21 protein-coding genes are annotated in these 21890 nt (G+C 44.0%); 14 read left to right on the top strand and 7 right to left on the bottom strand.

Annotated elements, in window-relative coordinates; all coding sequences use genetic code 11:
* Positions 1 to 95: 95 nt before the first annotated feature.
* The 5 genes from ACRRU2_RS15375 (at position 96) to dndC (ending at position 5312) form a co-directional block, all read left to right on the top strand.
* The gene (locus tag ACRRU2_RS15375; RefSeq protein WP_432502982.1) at positions 96 to 896 is read left to right on the top strand and encodes a DUF1071 domain-containing protein; all 801 of its coding nucleotides are present in this window, start codon (positions 96 to 98) and stop codon (positions 894 to 896) included.
* A 25-nt stretch (positions 897 to 921) separates the two neighbouring features.
* On the top strand, positions 922 to 1464 hold the full coding sequence (locus tag ACRRU2_RS15370) for a single-stranded DNA-binding protein (RefSeq protein ID WP_432502980.1): 543 nt from the start codon (positions 922 to 924) through the stop codon (positions 1462 to 1464).
* A 48-nt stretch (positions 1465 to 1512) separates the two neighbouring features.
* Positions 1513 to 1917 carry a hypothetical protein gene (locus tag ACRRU2_RS15365; RefSeq protein WP_432502978.1) on the top strand — a complete coding sequence of 135 codons (405 nt, stop codon included), beginning with the start codon at positions 1513 to 1515 and terminating at the stop codon, positions 1915 to 1917.
* A gap of 272 nt (positions 1918 to 2189) precedes the next feature.
* Positions 2190 to 3866 carry a hypothetical protein gene (locus ACRRU2_RS15360; protein WP_432502976.1) on the top strand — a complete coding sequence of 559 codons (1677 nt, stop codon included), beginning with the start codon at positions 2190 to 2192 and terminating at the stop codon, positions 3864 to 3866.
* Between the two features lie 12 nt (positions 3867 to 3878).
* Complete coding sequence (dndC, locus tag ACRRU2_RS15355; RefSeq protein ID WP_432502974.1) at positions 3879 to 5312, top strand: DNA phosphorothioation system sulfurtransferase DndC; 1434 nt, start codon at positions 3879 to 3881, stop codon at positions 5310 to 5312.
* A gap of 24 nt (positions 5313 to 5336) precedes the next feature.
* On the opposite strand, the gene ACRRU2_RS15350 is transcribed toward dndC, so the two are convergent.
* Positions 5337 to 5813, bottom strand: coding sequence for a hypothetical protein (locus ACRRU2_RS15350; RefSeq protein WP_432502972.1), 477 nt, complete (start codon positions 5811 to 5813; stop codon positions 5337 to 5339).
* A gap of 247 nt (positions 5814 to 6060) precedes the next feature.
* Here ACRRU2_RS15350 and ACRRU2_RS15345 point away from each other — a divergent pair, with 247 nt between their 5' ends.
* From ACRRU2_RS15345 to ACRRU2_RS15310, 8 genes are all read left to right on the top strand, one after another.
* Positions 6061 to 6438, top strand: a complete 378-nt coding sequence (locus ACRRU2_RS15345) for a hypothetical protein (RefSeq protein WP_432502970.1) — start codon at positions 6061 to 6063, stop codon at positions 6436 to 6438.
* Positions 6439 to 6501: 63 nt separating this feature from the next.
* Positions 6502 to 6819 (top strand): PrgI family protein, encoded by a 318-nt coding sequence (locus ACRRU2_RS15340; protein WP_432502968.1) that lies wholly within the window; start codon positions 6502 to 6504, stop codon positions 6817 to 6819.
* A 3-nt stretch (positions 6820 to 6822) separates the two neighbouring features.
* Complete coding sequence (locus tag ACRRU2_RS15335) at positions 6823 to 7773, top strand: hypothetical protein (protein ID WP_432502966.1); 951 nt, start codon at positions 6823 to 6825, stop codon at positions 7771 to 7773.
* Positions 7712 to 9811, top strand: coding sequence for a VirB4 family type IV secretion system protein (locus ACRRU2_RS15330; RefSeq protein ID WP_432502964.1), 2100 nt, complete (start codon positions 7712 to 7714; stop codon positions 9809 to 9811). The genes ACRRU2_RS15335 and ACRRU2_RS15330 overlap by 62 nt, the downstream gene beginning before the upstream one ends.
* The gene (locus ACRRU2_RS15325) at positions 9808 to 11967 is read left to right on the top strand and encodes a hypothetical protein (RefSeq protein WP_432502962.1); all 2160 of its coding nucleotides are present in this window, start codon (positions 9808 to 9810) and stop codon (positions 11965 to 11967) included. Before ACRRU2_RS15330 ends, ACRRU2_RS15325 begins: the two co-directional genes overlap by 4 nt.
* A 63-nt stretch (positions 11968 to 12030) precedes the next feature.
* Positions 12031 to 13743: a M23 family metallopeptidase gene (locus tag ACRRU2_RS15320; protein WP_432502960.1), complete on the top strand. Its 1713-nt coding sequence runs from the start codon at positions 12031 to 12033 to the stop codon at positions 13741 to 13743.
* Positions 13744 to 13936: 193 nt separating this feature from the next.
* On the top strand, positions 13937 to 14488 hold the full coding sequence (locus ACRRU2_RS15315) for a hypothetical protein (protein WP_432502958.1): 552 nt from the start codon (positions 13937 to 13939) through the stop codon (positions 14486 to 14488).
* A gap of 143 nt (positions 14489 to 14631) precedes the next feature.
* The gene (locus tag ACRRU2_RS15310; protein ID WP_432502955.1) at positions 14632 to 15528 is read left to right on the top strand and encodes a tyrosine-type recombinase/integrase; all 897 of its coding nucleotides are present in this window, start codon (positions 14632 to 14634) and stop codon (positions 15526 to 15528) included.
* A 58-nt stretch (positions 15529 to 15586) separates the two neighbouring features.
* On the opposite strand, the gene ACRRU2_RS15305 is transcribed toward ACRRU2_RS15310, so the two are convergent.
* The 4 genes from ACRRU2_RS15305 to ACRRU2_RS15290 all read right to left on the bottom strand — a co-directional run bounded on the left by ACRRU2_RS15305 (position 15587) and on the right by ACRRU2_RS15290 (position 18041).
* Positions 15587 to 15790: a hypothetical protein gene (locus ACRRU2_RS15305; protein ID WP_432502953.1), complete on the bottom strand. Its 204-nt coding sequence runs from the start codon at positions 15788 to 15790 to the stop codon at positions 15587 to 15589.
* Between the two features lie 200 nt (positions 15791 to 15990).
* On the bottom strand, positions 15991 to 16758 hold the full coding sequence (locus tag ACRRU2_RS15300) for a 3'-5' exonuclease (protein ID WP_432502951.1): 768 nt from the start codon (positions 16756 to 16758) through the stop codon (positions 15991 to 15993).
* Between the two features lie 59 nt (positions 16759 to 16817).
* Positions 16818 to 17708 carry a hypothetical protein gene (locus tag ACRRU2_RS15295; protein ID WP_432502949.1) on the bottom strand — a complete coding sequence of 297 codons (891 nt, stop codon included), beginning with the start codon at positions 17706 to 17708 and terminating at the stop codon, positions 16818 to 16820.
* Between the two features lie 99 nt (positions 17709 to 17807).
* Positions 17808 to 18041: a hypothetical protein gene (locus ACRRU2_RS15290; protein ID WP_432502947.1), complete on the bottom strand. Its 234-nt coding sequence runs from the start codon at positions 18039 to 18041 to the stop codon at positions 17808 to 17810.
* Positions 18042 to 18877: 836 nt separating this feature from the next.
* On the opposite strand from ACRRU2_RS15290, the gene ACRRU2_RS15285 reads away from it, so the two are divergent.
* The gene (locus ACRRU2_RS15285) at positions 18878 to 19660 is read left to right on the top strand and encodes a MerR family transcriptional regulator (RefSeq protein WP_432502945.1); all 783 of its coding nucleotides are present in this window, start codon (positions 18878 to 18880) and stop codon (positions 19658 to 19660) included.
* Positions 19661 to 19715: 55 nt separating this feature from the next.
* Here the strand turns inward: ACRRU2_RS15285 and ACRRU2_RS15280 are convergent, their stop codons facing one another.
* Positions 19716 to 21146 (bottom strand): cell division protein FtsZ, encoded by a 1431-nt coding sequence (locus ACRRU2_RS15280; protein ID WP_432502943.1) that lies wholly within the window; start codon positions 21144 to 21146, stop codon positions 19716 to 19718.
* Positions 21147 to 21162: 16 nt separating this feature from the next.
* Positions 21163 to 21582, bottom strand: a complete 420-nt coding sequence (locus tag ACRRU2_RS15275; protein WP_432502941.1) for a hypothetical protein — start codon at positions 21580 to 21582, stop codon at positions 21163 to 21165.
* Positions 21583 to 21890: the final 308 nt, after the last annotated feature.

The raw sequence follows: 21890 nt of genomic DNA, 5'->3' as shown, positions 1-21890 counted from the left end.
TTCCGTTTATGAGGAAGTCAAAGAACTTATTGCGATGGTCTCCATCCAATACTCTTTGGCTTCCTTTTTTATTTTCACTAAGGAGGAGATGTATTGTGGAACAGTTGGATGCTTATTTGTCGCGACTGGAAGGAGAAGAATACCGTAATGCTTTGAAATTTCTTGTTCAGAGTTGTCCTGGTGCCACTTGGGAGATTACACGATTTCCCGATCATCGCGGACGCCTGACGCTTCCCTTTCTAAAGACGGAAGCCGGTTATTTCGTAGAAGTAGCGGTTACGGTCAATGAAACCAGAAGGAGCCAGATGCTTCCCGTCCTTGACGAGAACGGGGAAGTGATTTTGGAAGGAGTGACCTCGTTAGAGGTGCAAATTGCGATCGAGAATTGCTTTCTTGTTTGTGTTGCTTTGCATGGACTTGACCCGCACCGAAATGTTGAGCGAAGCAAGGGACAAGCAAATGAGAGTGAACATGGCCAGCTGTCCAGCGAGCGCCAAATGGAGTTCACTTCCCAGTTGATCCCTTCCTCACACGAACAAGCGCCCACGAGCATTGATTCGGTGCAAGATCAAGCTCCAGTTAAAGCTACCAAAGAGAATGAACCTCCGTTGCCTCTACCGCCAGAGACGCCCCCTCCGAGCAGCGATACGAACAATCTATATCGTTTTGTTGATCTTGAGGTGGTTGTCGATGATGAGGCATCTGGGAGGTTCCATTTCTTAATGCACGCTACGCGGAGAGGTAGGCCTGTTGAAATCGTTGTAGGTCCAGAATACAGCGAGTTCTTCGACCAACCTATCAAAGAAATGGATCTCTTTGAGATTGAAACCGAGTTCTACCGCAATGAAAGGCTTGGTAAATTTTTATTTGCCAAGCACATTGCTAAAGCTTCTTAATTTTATTTGTGAAGGAGTTGTTAGTGTGACCGCATTTTTGAATCGATGGACAGGTATCGGCAATGCTGTTGATGACCCTTATGGTGGAAATATGGACTCGGGGTCACAGTGGGCTTACTTCAAAATCGCTTGTGATAGACCTTTTATGAGCGACGATGGTGTAAAAGCAGATTTTATTCCTGTTATGTGTTCTGGAGATGTTGCTAACCAGGTGTTGCAATATCTCAAAAGAGGACGTTTTATTTATGTGGAGGGCGGTCTTCGGCTCAAGAATTACGAGGGCGAATGGCGAATAGAAGTTGAAGCTGATTTTATCCGCATGCTTGATCAGCCTGGTCAGGCTTCGTCGAATCATCAGCAGCAACCTCAGCGCCAATACGATAACCGTAACCGCCAAAGGGGACAACAGTATACGAGAACACAACCGCAGCATGAACCTCCGGTCGAGCGGCCGCAGCAGCGCGAATCAAGATATTCGAATTCGCCTGCACCTGGTCGCACAACCGCAGGGCGTTCCAGCGGAGATCGACGCACATCTCGGTACGATGGTTATATGCCAAGAAGATAAGACAGCGCCCACAGCGCTGTCTTTCTTTATAAAAGGAGCTGATTTGTAATGTTAATGGTGAGAGAGGGGAAATCCCTTGTTGAAGGGCAAAGAGTGAAGGTTTATCGCAACTTGAATAAGCCTGAATACTTTAGCATTTGTGATCTTAAGACTGGCATTGTTGTTGCCTATGCGAAATCGGTCGTACTATCTGGTATTGAGAAGTTTCATGTGAGCGAGAAGGCTCGACAGCGGGTATTAAAGGATAAAAGGCGCAATGTGCATGCATGGGTTGTGGGGTGCTTTTCAGGTACAACGCTTCCAGATCCAGATATGAAGATTGCGTATTACAATCCTTACCGAACGTCAAACTTTGTTGATTTAGTTACGAATGATGTCGTTTCGTCAGCGCAACGTGTCATCTGTCATGATAAGTATGCTTATTATGACAAGGACCATTCTTTGTTAACCTAATAGTTGGGTGATTGGCTTTTCTATTCACGTATGTTTAAGGCTATGGTATAATAAGGCTAATTCATCCAGTTACGTCTAAAGTCAGATTGTCTTTGACTTTACGACATTTTTACAAGATACAGCCCTCAGGGTGTAGAGTTCATTCAGATCGGGATACGTGTGTCCACATGTGCCATCTCGATTTGAATAAGGACCTCTTCACTTCTGAGGGCTTTTTGCGTTCAAAAAAACTTTGATGCGCAAAGAAACTATTTTCTCAGGAGGCGAAGGTAATGATTATTCACGAAGAAGGCAGAATTGAATCCCTACGCAGGGAGAACTTTCTCAAAGGAAGATTGTTGAAGAAGGGTTTTAAGGATGCCAATGACATGCTGCTCAATCTGAAGGTCAATGTCGAGCGCAACGAGTCCTTTAAGGATGTTTGGAAGAAAACTATCGGAGCCATTAAGCGGAATATCGCAAAGCTCCAGATCGACGAGTCCTTCATTGAAAGCATCTCGTTTGGCCGCAATAAAATCACGATCGATAACCTTGAAATTGAGGACGATGTAATCGTGATTTTGCGCGATTTTGCAAAGAAGCCGGTCAGTTATAACGAAGTGTCTCATTTGCTGATTTCTGGCGGTGATTTGCCCGAGAGCGGTTATAGCTTGCTGCAGGGTACGATTCCGCCGACCAAACATAAGCGGAAGTGGCGGTTATCGAGAGGCCCTAAGAATGTGTTCTACATGGTGCTGGATTTTCCGACTCTCGCAGCTGATGTCTTTCTGCGAAACGCTGTTTGGGAATTTGCAATCCATAATCCGGATCATATCCGACGCCATCTGATTCGCTCGATCGTCGATGCAAGACTGCAGAATAATTTCTGTTCTGTACTTGTAGCGGATGATGAGAGCGGAATCCGGCTTCTCAAGGAAATGGATGACCTCGTTAGCGGGATCTCCAGAAAAAATGGTTCTACCGTTGCAGAATGCAGCGTCTATGAACTGGTTCCTAAAGAGGTCTGCAGTGCGTTGTATGGCAATTCGGACGGTTGGGACGCAATTGACCGTCATGAGAGTTTTCTTCTCAGGCAGTTTCTTTACCGGACTGCTCTAGTGCCATTTCTTCGAGAACTCAAGATGCTGCAGTATGAGTCAGATGCCAGGGAAGAGTCCTTTGCTACACACGCTCGAGTGTGGCAGTTGAAGAAGAACATCCCTCTGAAGACTCAGGAAGCGATGAAGACGAGTGTATTTTTGGAGAAGTACAGCGCTGTTGAGTATGACGCAGACGTGGATCTTCAGAAAATCAGAAGCATCGAAAAGGAGTTTGAGCGCTTTTGCTCGACTTTTCCTGTTCCTAAGAGCACTGGAAGCTTCCGTGTCCGGAAGTTAGGGAACTATCGTGCTTCTGGCTTGTACTTCCCGTTCCACCAAGCGACTTGTGTTGATATTGATGGCGCCAGCTCTTATGGCCATGAATTGCTGCATCAAATTGATTACACTTACCTGCCCGATGGACGCTTGAGCGAGACGCTTGAATTCCGGCGTGTATACGACTTGTACGAGCGTTCCGTATGTCTTGCGGTTAATGTTTTGCCAAAAGACGACCCTTTCCGTTCTCGCTGGTATGGCAAGACGAAGTACAACGAGGATTACTATCTGCAGGAAACAGAAGTGTTCGCTCGTTGTGGAGAGCTTTACTTGCACGAGGTTATGGGTGTTCGTACTTCTTTGTTAGACGAATCATATGATAACCCTGTTTATCCGAAGGATGAGCAATTGCTCAAAGCTATCAAGGAGTATTATGAGCAGATTCTCCCACTTACGATCCAAACGGATCAGAGTGAGCCTCACGAATCATCTGGTGCGACACAGGATGTGTCCCAGGAGCGCATGGAAGCGCAGTATCCAGACGATTTGTTCGTTGTCCAAGAAGAGGACAATCAGCTCGCTTTTAATTTCTAGGGGGGAAATGCGATGCTATTCCGGATTATTGATAGTTTGCTTTCGGTGGGTGTCGATACAAAGCAGCGACTTCGTGACCTTTACTTAAGAGACGATCGGGTTTGGGTTGTAATGTTGTCGATGGGTAAGGACAGCTCTTGTATGGCGAGCTTAGTCTGGGACATGCTGCGTAATCTGGAACCGGCACAGCGGAGGAAAGATGTGCATTTCATCACATCTGATACTCGATGTGAAGTGCCGGCCATGCTCCAGTATGTGCGCAAAAACGTCCGAATGATGCGCGATGCAGCCAGGGAGCAAGGTCTACCTATCAAAGTTCATCTGGCCGAGCCTGATATGGAACAAAGATTTTTCTATCAGGTTTTGGGGAAAGGGAATCCTCCTCCAAACGAAAAGACTCGTTTTCGTTGGTGTTCGGACAAGATGAAAATCCAACCGACTGAATCGTTGGTTCGGGATCTGTCTTCCCATTTTACTGTGTTAGACGAGTTTGACGCGGTGATGCTTCTTGGAGTTCGTACACAGGAGTCTGCAACTCGTGCGAACTCTATTCGAAAGCATAGCTTGGATGAAGATTATTTTGCCAAGCATGCCACGTTCCCACGAATTCTGGTTTATCATCCGATCCGAGACTGGAGCTCCGATGACGTTTGGGCATTCTTGCTCAATTACAATTCGGGTGTGATGCCGTGGGGGGTTGAATCATATGAATTGCATGCGCTGTACAGCGATGCTTCAGGTGAATGCCCTCTAACGCAACCTGATGGCAAGCAAGCCAAAACATGCGGTGGCAGCCGTTTCGGATGCTGGACATGCTGTTATGTAGGGTCAGAGGATAAAATGCTAGGCAATTTGATTGAGAGCGGTGACGAGGCTATACGACCTCTGTATTACTGGAAACGAACACTGTACTACATGCGAAATGACGTTCGATTCCGTTTGCCCATTCGTCGTAGGCAGCAAGGGAATTTGCCAAATGACCATCTCATCACATTTTCATTCCTTGAACCTGAGGAATCTGAGGTAGCGTATGTGCCTGGATCAATCACGATTTATGCACGTAAACTGCTGCTTGAGACGCTTCTCTACATCCAGGAGCAATCGGGGCTTGAGCTGATTGATGACGATGAGGTGAAGGCTATTGTTCGCTGTTGGCGCGAAGAAAGCGGGCGCTCCTATGCAGTTGAAGAATTGCGGACGCGGCCAATGCCAAGAATCAACCATCTTTCACTTCTCGCCAATGGTGAAGTTAACCAGAAGGTTAGCGACTTTGACGGCCCGCTTCCTTCTAAAATGATCACTGTCTCATCTGAGCAATTGCTTGAGTTTTACGAACGCTTCAATTCGGAGTATTCCGGAGTGGTCTGGATTCCAACGAGTGATTACAAGACGGTCATTGAAGTTGAGGTTCCGCATTACGAGGAGAAGCACAGCTTGTGGTGGTAAGAAAAAAGAGTGAGGGGATTTCCCTCACTCCTTGGCCACCGCTGATGTTGAGTTCTTTAATGCCTCAGCTTGTTTTCGAAGATCCGCACGTAATGCTTCATCGACCGCTTCTGCTTCTAGATCTGCCTTCTTCCAGGTGAGTCGATTGCCGTTCAATACATCATACGCGAACTTCACAACAAAGTAGGTAATTGCAATTACGCTGTTTGTAAGTAGGAGTAACGTAATCGTCTTCATTTCAATCGGTGTATTCCGGAATTCGTCAATTAATCCTAGCGAGTAATAAAGATTGTCCAGAAGATGCGGAAAGGCAAAGGCAGGAAAGAAGAAGATAAAGCACAGTCCAGCGAACAGTATGCCAGCTCTAAAAACATGAACAGACCAAAAGCTTAACCCCATTATAGCGAGGACTATAATAATCGCTAAAAAGAGGTGTCCAACTAGGCGATCGGGATTGGTAAAAATATAAACCACTACGTCATGAAGTATTTGGTCGAGCATGAAATGTCCCTCCTTGTTTTATATATTAATCAAAGTCGTTTCTTGTGCAAAATCAAACTGATGTATGTTTATTCTATCAGATTGATTTTGCACAAGCAATGACAAAATAAATAATCGACGTTGCTTGTAACTACAAGTGCCTAAGATTTTCTCTCTAATTGATTTCTTTTTGGGGGTGGTTTTTATCGGGGTTGCTCAGGATCGTTTTTATTACTCTTAAAACTATTGAAAAGAGGAGTTGTATTCAATGAAGAAAAAAGTGAACTTATTGTTGTGCTTATCTTTACTTATGAGTCTGTTTGTTTTCGCGAGTTCTGCAGCTGCCGGTTCGAGTCAAACTCCAAGGCCGAGCTCGGGAATCAACGTTAACAGTACCAACATTAATACTGGCTCGGGTGACGTTAAAGAAGTCACCGATGTCATGGATAAATGGATTACGAACATACGGGTTGTCGGTGTATTGGTTGCTGTCCTCGGGCTTGTAATTGGCGGTATTTTCTTCTCAATCTCGCTAGGTAACTCCCAACGTCGTGGTATTGCAATAGCTGCTATGTTGTGTGCGGCCGGAGGTATTGTCGTTGTTGCAAAAGCCCCTGTTGTTGCTGGGTACCTCCTGAATTCGTAATTTCATTCGTTGGTTGCCCCTATTACGAACGTAATAGGGGCTCATTCTAAGGGGGGGAATAACTTGAAGACTTATATGCCTTTTAATACAGAGTCCGAGCGAAAGCCTCTAAAAGTGTGGGAGTTTGCGTTTTCGTGGCGGCAGACTCTATATATCGCCATTACTCTCGTTGCACTGATTCAACTAGGCGAATATGTCGTGTTCAAGAGTGCCTTTCCGTTTACGATCAAGATCGTCCTCTTTGTTCTGTGTTTATTGGTATTTGTGCCGGCAATTGTATTGGGGTTTGTAAAAAATGAAGCAACGGGGTTGTTCCTGGACCGTTATCTTCTTTATTATTTTCGCTTCAAAAAAAACGAAAGTGGCGTATGGAGGAGGTAACTCATGGATGATTTATTGATGATTCTCGGTCTCCTACTAGTCGGTTTTGTTATATATAGGGGAATTAATAACAAGCCGATTATTCCTGGACTCGGAGGCGATAAGAAGAAAAAGAAGTCTTCCTCCAAAGGCAATGCTTCAACTGTTCATACACAAGAAATACGCGGAAACTTTCGAGATCTCATCGGTTTACATGCCATACATGGCAACATGATTGAACTCAAGTCGGAAAACCAACTTCGACGGTTTACTGGTGCCATTAAGGTGCGTCCGATCAATTACTTGCTGCGTTCTTATGATGAACAAGTGCAAACTGATAATGCATTTGAAGATATGTTGGCTCGCCTAAGTCTCGGACCGGGAAGAGAAGTTCCTATGGTCATACATATTCAAAGCCGGCCGATTGAATTGGTGGATCAATTAAGACAATATCATGATAATTTCCCCAATCTTTCTGAGATTGCGCAACGTTATGCGCAGTCCATGTTTTACCCATTTATGGAACAATGGCAAAACTCTGTTGATGAGTATGCATACTCCCGATATATCTTTTTCACCCTTGAATATACTCCAAGAATGTTAGAAGGGTTGGGAGAAAAAACGATAATTGCTAAAGCGTTAAATGAATTTACCCGGCTGGCCAATACAGCAATCAGCTCCTATGGGCGTATGGGGGGGCTCGCACAAACGTGTGGGATACCAGATCTACTTGAGGCGATGTATTTTGCCACTCACAAAAGCAATGCTTCTATTGAGGATTTTAGGAGGATAATGCAGAAGGAAGGGCTTCTTTCCTACATTGTCGAGCCTGATTTTGAGCGATCGGATAGACCTGGATTCTATTTTGATGAAACAGAGCAAGATGACTTCAATAAGGAAGAGGAGGGAGACAATGAAATTCCTAAAAAGGCTGCTCATGAAATCCAACAAGAAGAAGCCAAATCAAGAGATTGATACACCGATTCAATCACCGGTTGCTGCAGATATCTCATTTTTCGAACATGTTGCTGTCGATGGATTCGCTGTTCCCTCTGATACAAGAACACATGGGTACCAGATAGATGGCCCGACCGGTGAATACCTGTTTCGCTCCTATTTATTGGAGTTGGGTAATGCTACGTTGACCACTGGTTCATTGGATGTCCTATACCGTGCCGGTGCGCTAAATCTTAATTTCTTCATCCGGAAATTCACGAAAAATCAAGCCGTTAAGATGTATAAAAATGCCGCAACTGATGAGGGCACTCGTCTAAGAAACATGATCGAGTCTGGAAACGATTTAGAAGCAAGGGAGGCACAAAAAGCTCTAGCTCAAGCTGAACGTCTGCTTGATGAAATTACTGATGGTTATAATGATGGTTTTGTAGGGACTATGGTTGCTACTCTATTTGCCAGAAATGTTGAAGCGCTAGATTCTAATGGGTTAATGGTTCAAGACCACTTACTTGCAGGTGATCATCACCTACGAGTTCTTTATAATCGTCAGCGCAGTGGTTGGATCTCTTCGCTGCCAATTGCGAATCAAAAAATAGCGGATAGAAATGATAGGAGATTCCTTGACCGTACCGCCATTGTTGCGGCATCTCCGTTCTATTCTTCGGAGATACCTTTCAGCGGCGGTGTGCCACTAGGGATAAACCAGAACGTCGGATCGATGGAATTTCTGAATGTATTTGCTTCATATTTAACCAATTACAGTTCTATCATTGTCGGTACATCCGGATCTGGTAAATCATTTGCGAATAAGTATATCTCCAGTTCACAAATATTGTTGGGTTATCGCATCTTTTCAATCGACCCCGATGGCGAGAATGGACCTATCTGCCGTCTCATGGGTGGTCGTGAGGTGGAGGTTCGAGAAAACTCAGACGTTTGTTTGAATATTTGCGCGATGACTGAGGAAGAGATAGACATTACGCTTCCAAATGGAAGACGCGTGAGCAAGGTTATTGTTCCAATAGGTTCAAAAACGGGGCAAATCCTTAAGTTCTATGAAAAGTTAGTTGGTGATTTGAAGTCTGAGGAAAAAGCTATCATTAAGATGGCCATCAAAAACGTTCTGAGTGACTTTCAAATCAATGAAGATCCAAAGTCTTTGTATAAGGAAAACCCCGAGCCTGTGGTCGGAATCAATGGTCAAGTTACTTTACAAAAGGTTCGTAAGCCTGAATTCACCTTGATGGATATCTATTGTTGGATACTAAAATTGACGACATCCGGCTACAATCTCACGACCCTAGAGTATGAGCAAATCATAGATCCTTTTGGAGAGCGCCTAGTTCGTGTTCTTCGTGGATACTTAAGGGATTATCCGGATGGAAGACTTCTTGATGGACATACCAATTTTGGCGATGGCGAATCCGTTGACAATCTGCTTGATAATGTCTCCTGGATCAATTTTAATATTAAACCTATCGAATCATCTGATATATTCGATACTGTCATGCACGTTCTCACGAATCTTGGTTGGGAGTATTTCGTGAAACGGAATTCCCTTCGTCGTTTTCCAAAGCGTCTCAAAATTGAAGAGGCATGGCGAATGAAACGAATTGAAGGTGGTATGGCATTCGTTGAGGAGCTAGTCCGGCGTGCACGGAAATACTATGCTGGCGTCGATGTGATTACGCAAGACTTAACGCCTTTTATGGATGATCCAGACGGACGAGCTCTAATCAAAATTGCCACATCTCAGATCTTTTTGCGTCTGGGGCAGGTGGATGCAGAAGAAAAACTAAAACTGAAAAGCATTTTTAACCTTTCGGAAGGTGAGCTTGACATCATCTGCCAAAAGCCATCGGAAAATGAACAAGATGATACAAAGGGCGAGTGTATTTTAAGGGTAGGTGGTAGTTCTGCATATATCAAGGTGCATGTCAGCCCTGAAATGCGGAATTTCATCGATACTGACCCTGAATGGTTGGCGAAAAATGGGTTGTTGCCTGAATCAAGTGAAGATGAAGAAGCTGCAGTTCCGGAGGAGGTACTTGGATGAAAAAGCGTTTGAGAATATCCATAGTATCGCTCTATGCCATATCAGCCTTTTTAGTCCCTATGGTCGCATATGCTGCCGATGGTCGATATAAAGATGTTCCCTGGTACGCTCGCCCATTTGTATGGATTATTGATTTGTTTCTCGATCTCTTGGGCGGCATTAAAGACCCTATGGACCATGTTTTTAATAACGGTTGCATTACCTCCGCGTATTTAACGAATAGTTGCCCTGATTATGCAGTTTGGGGGATGTGGACACAAGAGCAATTTGATGTGGCCATTTATCGGGGATTCTGGTTGCTCTTTATCGTCGCAGTTCCTTTAATTACATCCGCAATTGTGAAATCTGGCATTATGCTCTCACTAAAGCATCTGTCCCCATCGATGAAGTTCGAAATGGGAGATGCTTTAGTGAAGGCATTCCTGGCTTTTGTTCTACTTACACAGTTTTTCACGGTTGTAGGGGCAGTGTTCAAAGCCAACAATGTGTTTGTTGATTTATTTGAACGAGATTTGAAGGGTGGGATTGTCGTTTATGACGACGATGGCAGAGCAGTTCCTCGCGCTTCTGCTATCATCACGACAGAACGAATTGCAATGGATGATTTGGCGCAAACAACCTCAGGTACGAACGGTCTGGGTGACGCCATTATCGCCTTAGTAAGCCGCGGCGTTTCTATTTGGTGGGAATTCTTTTATCTACAGCGAAAAATCATGATTTCAATCTTAATGATACTAGCTCCGATTTGGATATCATGCTTATTTTTCCCGACACTAACCGGCATTACCACAACGGCAATGAAAGAGTTATGGTCTCAAATCATAGCTCAAACGATCCATGCTGCGTTGTTCTGGCTGTTCTTCCTGTTGTTTGATGACACGATGACATGGCTACACATATTAGTTGCCATGTGCATATTTATCCCCATATCTGAATCAGTACGGTTTATATTTGGGGCAACCTCCCAAACCGGATCGAAACTTGCTATGGCCGGTACAATGGTGGGAGCTGCGGGTTTAATGAACCTAGTAGGCGCGATGGGTTCTGTTGCAAAAGGTGGGACAAGAGCTATTCAAGCTGCTCGGGGAATCAATCCAAAAGCTGGAGGTGCTTCCACTGGTGGTGCATCCGGTCAATCCCTTGCGCAACCTGGCGGATTCGATAATAGTTCAGCAAGGAAACAGTCTACTTCTGCTTCTCACAACACTGCGATTCCAATGAATACAAAAAGAACAAGAGCATTGCGCGCCATGTCTGAATTAGGATCTGGAATTGGCTCAGCTGCTCTTCGGATGGGCGGAATGGCAGTTGGAGCAGGTGTTGGCGGGGGTATCGGAGCCTATTTAGGCGGAAATGCAGGGGCGCAAGCTGGGGATCAAGTCGGCTACCGTGCAGGCGCTGCTACCTTTGCGGTTGGTTCGGCTGGTGCAGCAGCTGCAAAGAAAGCCAAAAACTTCCCTAAAGAATATCGGAAAGCTAGAGCTGCCGTTGCTAACCATCGTGTAGACGAACCTACTAAAGCTATATTCGCTGCTGGGATTGCTATGGGCGGTGGTGCAGACAAGTATAACTATAAATCCGGAAACATGTCACCTCAACAAATGGGAGAAATGCAAGCAGCTAGTCTCGAAAAATCAGCCGGTCGATGGGGTGTTGCGGGAGAAGTTGCGTTTGGACGCGGTGGTTACGAGAGAGGTGATGCGCATGCGCGAAATCGCCTCACAGGTCGTCAATTAACCTCACAGACGCTCAGTGATTACAAGGCTGCAGGTCATAAGAAGGTTTATACAATCGAAACGAACGGTTCCAGTGTCTTGGCTGTTAAAGACACTAAAACGGGCAACTTTAAGCCAATATCGAATTATGGTCGAGGTAATAGTTCACTCGCGACAGGAGAGACTGTTGTTGCAGAATATTCACTCAAGGGATCTGGCGATCATGTTCAAATGTCCCCTGTTATGGAAACTATCAAGTTAGAAAACCGTGGCGGTCAAGGTCCAAGTATGAAAGAGGTACATCGCAAGCAGATTGTTACAGGTACGGGTACTAGGTCTTATGATAAACCGACAGCAGATCCTTACGCCTTTATGAAATCATCTAAAAAGCAAGCAGAAGTTGATTTGCGTCGTGGCATTCCTCCTATTAAAACTAAATAAGGTCAGATGTTCGATTTGAGATTAAATCAGCTGCGCTTCGTGCTATAGATAGGTGGTGGTGGTATGGAAGAGGAACAGCAGCAACAGGGAGGGGGCGCTGTTGGAGCTGCAGTAAGGCAGGGCGGCAATGCCGCCCTAAAAGCAGTTGGGAAAATGGGCAAACAGTTTGCTAAAAAGGCTATGAAAGCATTGGCCAAAAAAGCAATTGCGTTTATTATAAAGCCCCTTATTGCAGGTATATTAAAAATTGTCGCTGTCCTTGTCGCCGCTTTAGGAGTTCCTGTTCTAATAGGTTTACTTATAGCGGTTGTCGCCGGTTCGGTGATCTATCTTGCTTTTTCATTTGGTTGGCTCTCTGATGACAGCGGTGTTGACAAAGACGACTTTATGAAAAGGTATCAAACTGCTTCTGAACTAACTGCTGAGAATCCTGATTATCGTGCTCCTGTTTGGCTTATACAGGCCATTGATAATGTATCAATTCTCAAAGAGGGGCGAGAGCCTGAAGAAATAGAACCCGAACGAATATACAAAGGATTGGAGGCTGAGATTGAGGAAGAAGAAAGAAAAAATAGTGAAAGTACCTGGTCTGACTCTTCTTCTAGGAGAACAACTAAAAATACTGACGTTACTGTGGTCATGGAAGTGCGCACATGGAATCGGTTGATCACCTATGAGTATGTTCAACTCACAAACCTCGAGACTATCAGTAACTATTCAGAGGTGTCCGGTGACAAAGAAAGTGGTGGGACAGACTATTCATCCTACAGTCGATCATATAATCATTGGGAGCTTACCAGTACAGAAGCCATTTCTTATTCTGGTGGAGTAACCACTTCATATAACTATTCGCTTCTCAATGACTACGAACATAATTCAACGTCGATACCGCTTAAAGGGAAAGACGACGAATCTACACATGGTTCGGCTTCTACTTCTAGTTATAGCCGGTATGCCACCTTCGCTGGAACATCGAATAGCACCGAGCAAATAAGTGAAAAAGAGGTAAAAACAACGACCACAAACAGATACACAGACCGCACTTCTAATAATTCAGGATCATATCAGGTGGAGCTCAGAACATTTAGTAGCAGTAGTTCTTCATCCTCGAGCAGCTATAAGGAAAACACTACCTGGACCTTATCAAAAGTCACAGAAGTCGTTGATTATGGCAAACTTACTAGCCGGCTACTCGAGCTTGGTTATACCGTGTCCGATTATGATTTTATCAAAGAAGCAATACTGGAAAACGACCCTTATAGCAAATTCATTGATGAATATGATCCTTCTTTGCTACTTCCGGATGACGGTGGATTGTACTGGTATGGTGGCACTATTGGACATTCCCCGCAAATTATTGGTTCTGGAGAATGGGCATATCCTACTTCTCTTGACGCGGTTATTACGAGCGGCTTCGGCCTTCGGAGTGACCCATTCAACAGTAAATCTAAAATGCATAATGGAGTTGATTTGGCCAGATCTAATAGTTCAATGGACTATCCAATTTATGCAGTTTCAGAAGGAGAAGTTACTTGGGCTGGTTATCGTGACAATGGATATGGTTACTACGTTACGATTGATCATGGCGATGGTGTAAGCACATTATACGGTCATATGAAAGCTGGGTCTTTGCAAGTAAAAACCGGCGATACAGTTGTTCCTGGACAAGCCCTTGGCATAATGGGGACAACAGGTAGGTCAACCGGTATTCATCTTCATTTTGAAGTGAGGATAGATAACGGTCCTGTTAATCCGCTTATGTACATTCGGAAATAGGTGGGGGAGATAGATATAAAACGCTTCATAATGTATTTTGGATTTATCTCCATTATTACGCTATTGTTATTGATTGTATTAAACGAGCAGTTTAATGCAGTTCCGGAATTGCCTGCAGATGATTTTTTCGATTTGCAATTTGCAATAATATAAATGAATAATCTGCAGTTTATCTGTGAGGGGGGTGGGGGCAGTGAGCAAAAAATTAAAATGGATCATTATTCTTTCTTCATCTGCTTGGGTTATCATCATGGTTACATTTTTCATCTTAGGCGAGACAATCTATAAAGGCAAAGACGTACCTGTGCTGCCTCCAGATGAAATTGTCAATGCAGATAGAACGTTAAATTGGGAAAGTGATTCGGCGGGACCTGAAACGGATGTTGAATTGGAGAATGTAGAAAATGCCGAGCAGACGGTTGCAAGATTCCTGCAGCACGTTAATCAAGGAAGCTACGGCGATGCGGCTGGGCTGGTGGAGCCGAATACATTGATCGACTACACATCTGAAAATAAAGATATCCCCGTAAATCAAGCTGTTACACAATTCGTGAAGTTATTTGATCCTGGTGCTGCTGCAAAGATTACTATTGGTGAGCGCACTTGGGATGGCTATTATCATAGCGTCAAGGCATACGTTAAGTATGCAAAAGGACAAGACACTTTCACCTTCAGCTTACGTGAGTACGCGGATCATGAACACAGTACGAATGTTGCGTATTGGTACATTATAAAGATTGAGTAACTTTCTATTAGTAAGAATCTTTGTTTCTGATTGGTGGTTGTCAATTGTAAGGGATTCATGCTATTGACACCCCATTTTTTGTGGCTTAAAATTACTGTTGACATTATAGAGTTGTCAACAGTAATTAACGGAGGTGGGAATTCATGGAAACGTATACGAATGTAATCTCAACTGCTGCTTTCGAGACTAAAAAACGTCATCAGACTCGCAAAGCTATCTTGGCCGAAAAAGACAATGAAATTTCTGACAGGTACAAGTACGACATCCATCACTACATATTATATTGTAAAGAGACAAATCAGCTTGAGGATGTAAATTCGATGCTGGACTACCTTTTTGTTTCTCTTACTGTCCAAGAAGTAAAGAAGACGACTTGGGAGCGCAGGCTTGCTGCAATCAAGAAATATTTGTCAGTGGCGCATCAAGTAAACTTTTTAGCCGAGGTTGAAGCTAAAAAAGAACTTTCCACGTTGAGACGAATGTATGACGATGAGCATTATAAAGAACTGAATCACTTTAGAGGTAAGTCGGCCGTCAATAAAGAAGAGTTGCTAAAGATGATTCGCTCCTTGCCGACCAGAGGGAAAGCGATTTGTATTATCAACCTCATCACAGCTTGCAGACCAAATGAAATGGTTCGGATCAAGATTAAGGACTTCAACCTAGAGGGAAATTACGTATCTATATATATGAAGAAACAGAAAAAGTGGCATAACAAGAGGTTGACCCAGGAGACCGTCAAAGCGGTTAGAGATTACATTAGAGAATATAAACTTAAGCCTGATGACTACTTTGTTGGCAGGGTCTATAAAAATGGGCGGTTTAAGAGCGTGCAATGCAGCGAATCTGGTTACAGGTTTATGCTGGATCAATGGGTTGGGCTTACCGGTTACAATTTTCGTAAAACTCAGGTTTCAGCGATGCATGACTCCGGAGCTGACTTGCCCACGATCGCTAAACAAACTGGCCACAAATCTCTGGAGACAATATCAAAGCATTACCTCAGCGTATCAGATACAACAGTTGATAAATACTTATAACCTGGTTGCTTCGATGAGTACGCACCCATTAACCGAAAATAAGGCTTCCCCCTCCCTCTTAACTTGGAAGCCTTATCGCGGTAATATCATCGATCTCATTAAATGCTGCCAGCTCAACCACCTTGCGATCTACATCATATAAGGTTAGTGTTGAAGATGCGTAATCAATTGCGAGTATGCGTGCAGCAATGCTTATTGATACTCCTCGTGGTCTAATGATTTTTATCCGGATTAATACCCCTTCTGTTTTCCATTGATCCAATTGGTTATAAGACTCGTAAATGCTCCCCTCCCCTTTCCTCTCCTCCCTTCTCTACTTGCGGTGTCCGGTAGTTAGCGGCCACACGCCGAATTAGCCTGGCACATACTATGCAATCCGATTTTGATCGATGATTCTGCAATCCAGAAACCGAAACCCCTTGATCAAATGCCGCATCTCTCAATCCAATCCACTTAAAGTCGTTATGGTGTGTTGAGTAGGTCGGTCCCAAATCCCCTTGCGTATGTCTCCATAACGCACAAAGCCGGTATCGTTGGAACCTGTATATCATACTGACGGCATGTAGCTTCGATCATTCGCATTTCAAACGCAGCGTTGTATGTCAAAAGAGTTTTGCCGGCGATATGGCTTAAAATCTCTGGCCACACTACGACCCATTGTGGTGCATCTGTCACCATCTCATCATTTATTCCGTGGATCGCAGTCGCTCCTTCCGGAATCAGTCGATTCGGTTTTATTAATGTCTCAAATATCACGGTTTCATCCAGATCGACTATGGCTATCTCTACTATCTCATCATCATCCTCGATCCCGGTAGTCTCTACATCGAGGATTACATAATCTAATTTATGTTCACACCAACTTGCCATGGTTGCTATAGCTGCGATTTCAACTGATTCCAGCCATAGCGCCTTTTTGCAGTGCTGACATATTCCCTCTATTAATTGCGACCTGCTGCTTACAACGCCTCCGCATCGTGTGCACGTCCGGAGTTCAACGGCTGCTTGACGCGCCTTTTCAAGCGCCAGCAATTGCTTATCAGTAGCCGGTCTTCGCGAAACGGTTTCCTGTATATCATAGAGCTTTACCCACGTATAGTTGTTCCATACTTCCGCTTTCGGTTCGCCTACTGGTTTTAAGTTCATCCTCTTTAGCTCTGTCAAGCACTTCAAGTGATCTGGCACGTTGGCCCAACCGCCGCGAATTCTTTCCACCACCGCTGTTACCACTCCTTTTTATTCCTCTCCCTCTCCCCTATCTTGGCCGGCTGGCTAGCTTAGTCTATAAGTTACTGTTTCTTTAATTTCTCAATTTGTTCCTGAAGTTGCTGGACTTGTTGTTCGCTTTCATCCTTCATGCTCTCTATGCGTTCATATAGTTCCTGAACTTTAGCAGTAGATTTCTCGTATTTATCTTGAATTACAGATATCTTTTCCTGGTACTCGGATACTTTTTCTGCAGATGCGGTTTTTATCGCCAGCTCCGCACGCTCTCTAGCAAGTTCCAGATCATGTCCGTGCATCTTCTCTTTATTTTCAAGCTCTTTCCTTGTTTCGCGCAAATCAGCTTCCAAGCTTTGAATTTTGTTCTTCAACAAATCGTTCTCTTCTCGTTGTCCCCGTAACTTATCCAAATCTGCAGATTGATTTGCGATCGTGCTTCTATACTCGAGTATGAGCGTTTCATGATTAGTTAACTGGTTCTGCTGCAACTCTACTTTTTCTACATATGCCCTTATATCGCGCTCCTGCTGCTCAATGGTGTGAGCTAACTGCTCCTTCTCCATCTCTGCCCTTTGCTCAAGCTCTTTTCTCAGACTATCAAGTTCTGCTGAATGCTTTTTCTCCAACCAGGCTTGATGTTTCTCAAGCTCATCTTTATGTTTCTGTTCCTGTAAATGAAGGCGCTCAACGATCGACCCTCCCATGCTGGTGAAGATGCCGCGGATCGTCTCCAATGATAACTGCAGACGCTGCATATCGCTCTGGAAGTGATTCGCTAAATCGCCCGATATGTCTTTTATTTTTTCAGCATTGAGTTCATCCTTCAAGCCATTTAGGGCTTTTCTGAATAGATCTGAATAGGTAATCCCTTGCTGTTGTTGAAGCTCTTCTAATTCAGCTACAATGTGCTCAGGTAACGAATACGTCTTTTTCGTGATTTTATCCTCTACTGACACCAGTATCGCCCTCCAATTTTGGTACACCGTTTTATATACTTAGTGTACCATAAAAGCACTATAAAATATACAGGTGTACCTATGTACACTATGGACACTTTAATGTTTCTCTTTGAGAAATATGCCCCCCACTCCTTCATCGACTATAACGTTAGTCACAACACATTCGCCGCACATGTCCGCCAGCTCCGGATGTGCTTTCTTGAATCTCCAGATCTCTATTTCGCTGAAGCGCACAGCTGCCCCATTCATGGCATCCTTTTCCTCCAGCATACAATCCATCAATCGAAATCCCTCGCTGCCTCTGGTTAAAAACACATGATACTTCATCATTCTCAACACACTCTCCTCTTCTTCAAAGAATAAAAAAGCACGCCTCTGAATAGACCTCTCGGCCCATCAAAGGAGTGCTTCTCCCAATAAGGTTATGAATTTATCTTTAATGTATCTTGTCCGAATCAGCTTGTCAACCACATTTCACTTGCAGTCTATTGGGGGCACTACATCCCCAACAGAGATTCATGAAACTTAGTCTCTACTATAGTCTCTGTTTTAGTCTCTATAATAGTCTCTTTATCTTTATATAGTCTCTATATTAGTCTCTATATAACTTTCTGCCACCTCACCTACGCCCCCCCCTGTATCTATTAGCCCTATCTTGAATCATTCAAACCGCTCTTAGAGTCACGCTTGAAGATGGTGGCTGCAGCGAGATCCAAGAGCACATTGTCCCCTCTGGCGCACCATTCGCTTCGGCTGTAGCTCGGTAGAGCCCCCTACCTAGCTCTATTGAATCTCCCTACTACACGATTTGTAGCCTCCTCCCAACGATATTCACTATATGGTAGCCCCCTACCTAATAATCAACGTGAAAAACCGACTCCTGGGAACCCCCTCTACCAAATTCGTAGTAGCTGTCAACCCCTACAGGCGCTATCGTAGCTGTCTATTTTGTAGTTGTCTCCCATTACAAAATCTTTTGTAGCTAAATTTATGGTATCGGTATATATCTACCAACTATACAGTAAGGCTTTATTATTTTTTTGTAGTTGTGTATAATTCCATTAGAAGTTGTTTACACTTGCATATGTAGGGGTCTACAAACTAGCTTGGGAGAGGGATCTACTAAATATTTGATGCGGATTTTGAGAGAAAGGAGATGAATGCTCGTGAACGAAGGGCGACGTAATGTCATTGAAGTGCAACGGCGTTATCCAATTAAAGAGTTTTCAGAGCTTGTAGGGGTGCCACAACAAACTTTACGCAACTGGGAAGAAGTATTTGGAGATGGCTTCCCGGTGGACAGAGATCCCCAGAATCAAAGGTATTACACTGACTATCACGTAAGATTGGTCGGGTGGATTCAACAGTGGAAAGAAGAAGAGAATCTTACAAATTCGCAAATAAAGCCGATGCTAAAGACAATCCGGAGTATGAACCCATTCGAGCAAGGTTTGATGGGGGAGGGGGATTTTTCAGCGTTGGCCGTTCAAGCAGAACAGGTCAAATCGCAGACGGTTGCAATTGGTCAAGTCTTTACGGATCAGCTTGAGAAGCAATTTTCGACCTACATATCTCAAATACAGGCATTATTTACGATGAATCTTGATGACCAAAGGAACATGATCCGCGAAGAAATTGGACGTGCCCTAGAAACGCTAGATGCAAGGGATTCCAGGTTAATCTCTAGCTTGGATGATCAGAATCAAGTTCATAGAGAAGAACTGCAGAAAACATTGATTAATATTGCGGATAAGGCGGAAAATCAAGGAGAAGTGACGCGTCAACACTTGTCGGAGTTGTTGGCCAAAGACCTCGAAGCAAGGGGAGCTGCAGCCGAGGAACAAGCAAAAGTCATCGATAAGCAGTTGAATGATTGGGCGGTTGTCTTGAAAGAGGATATAGAGAAGATGTCGGCTAATAAAAAACGAAAGTGGTTTTGGGGCAAATAGAAAAATGCGGTTAAGTTTACTCTCTGAGAGGGAGAGGACTTAACCGCATTTTTCATTACAGCTTGTTTATATCGAGATTAGTGAAATCAATATCCATGATGGCTTTCAGGTTATCTTCTACGTTTTTTTCTTTATTGGGCTTCTTGGTGTCATCCCCGAGAATATCAAAGTCCAGATCGTAAACTTCTTCTTCAGCTTCAATTCTTTCGATTTCAGCTGTCTTGAACTGAACATTATTGCGTTTTTGCATGAACTCTTTGTATTCTTCCACTAGCCCCTTAACGAGACGAGCTGGGAGATCAGACACCTTATAAAACGTGTAGGCCGTGACTTTATAGTTGTTGTTTGCCACGAGATATCCGGAAAATACGGTTCCATCCAACGTAATACTCTTAATAATTTCAGTCTTGGCCTGGTCGATAAAGGCGCTACCGAGTTTTTGCATCTCTGGTGGAAGAATCGCCAGTATCCCTAAGTGATAAACTTTGGCGATTTCACTATCGCCACCCTGTTCGGAATTGATTCTAATTGCATCATGGTACTTGTTGGATACCAAAGATTTCACGATGAGATCCTTCAAGTCGTTGTTGTTTTGAATCTCAGTATGTTGAGCTTCGGCGTAATTCAAAACAAAGCAACCATGCTCTTCTGTTAGAATTCTCCTGAAGTCATTTGAATCGAATGTGACCGATGTTCCACCGACGTTGGTACCCATATTAATACGATGTAGGTGTGTTACGATTTCGCTATTGGCAAAATCACGGTAGTTCGTGAATGTAGTTCTGCCCTGTGCAGCTTCAAAGCGATCATAGAACATCTGGTTGTCCGCAAAGAGAGTGAAGTATACGCCGTTCACTTTTTTCGTTGTCAGCTCCCAGATCTGGCGTGCAAAATCATTCACCTGCCGCAATACATCTGGTCCGTCACTCCGAGTAGGGAGGGTCACGATGATTCCGAGCTTCTTAAATTTCGGCTCTATCGCTTTGAATACCTGTGTTTGATATTTGGCTCTGTTGCTTTCGAATTCTTCCCGACCGATTTGCTCAACTGCTTTAGCTACAGCTGCTCTGAATATCGGTAAGTTGTGATGCTGATGGAATTCTTCTATCGCCCTTACAATTGTCGCAGTCCCTGTTCCGCCGCCTAAACCAGCACAGAACAGCACAACATCGTCTTGTACTTGCACGCGCTCTGTTATGAAATGCTTAAGTAGTTGCCCAGCTTCCTGGTTCTCCTTCAGAATTCTCGTTGCCTTCTCCGGATTTTTCCCAAGCCCGCCCAAACGAAGGCTCACACGGTTCTCGATCGGGATATGTTTCAGCTCCGTCAAATCCCCATCGTTTGAGTTCAGTGCGTAGGTCTGGTAAATTGGCATGTTCTCTGCATTGCGGTACTCAGCAAACTTATCTGCTATGCGGCTGCCGGCTTGTCCGAACCCAACCACAGTGTACCTGATGGAAGGTGAACGTTTATTTGAGATCTCCATCTTTGTCTCTCCTTTATCAATTAATCTTATTGCTCTTAACTCTTTTTAGGAGCTCACTGCAAACGGCTGTACCTCGTTCTGTCGGGTATATCAACTTGGCAGGTGCGACACTCACGTAATAACACAGCGACATTTTGAACAGAACATCCATTTTCCGTTCGGCTTGCTTGCGATCGATCGGCGCATCCATGAGTTTGTATTTCTTTTGTCCTTCGTCATTCGTCTGCACCTTGCGTGTCAACTTCACGTGCTCTAATAACTGTTTGATCGTTACTGCCCCGCCTGTTGCGTCATCCTTGTTGTCTACACTTAATTTTACAATCGTCATGAAGATCCGCTTGAGAGCTGTATCTGTTTCTACGATATCTGCAAACATTGAAGTTTGATCCTCGCTAAACCGAACGCCTTTGAATCGTTGATGCATCTTTTCGTCCAAATAAATATAACCTCCTTTCTTATAGTTTCTCCTATAGTGTCTATATGTAGTGTCTACTCTTAACCTAAGTATAACTATACCGCAGAAACTAGGCATTATTCAATCATTATTTGGAGTCTATATTGGTTTCTACTATGGTGTCTATATGATTATGTTATCGATCGGAATCTCTGCGTTCGAAGTCTCTCGTGCTTCATTGATTTCATGCTCTATACATCACATCTTCCCTGGAGACCACAATACATACACATTCGATGTTTACGGTTTAGTAAGTATCTACCTCTACCGATGTTCCTGCAGCTGCATAC

Source organism: Paenibacillus sp. GXUN7292 (assembly GCF_050864975.1).
GTDB lineage: Bacteria > Bacillota > Bacilli > Paenibacillales > Paenibacillaceae > Pristimantibacillus.
Note: the sequence above shows the minus strand (reverse complement) of the source record. Positions and strands in the feature narration are given on the sequence as shown.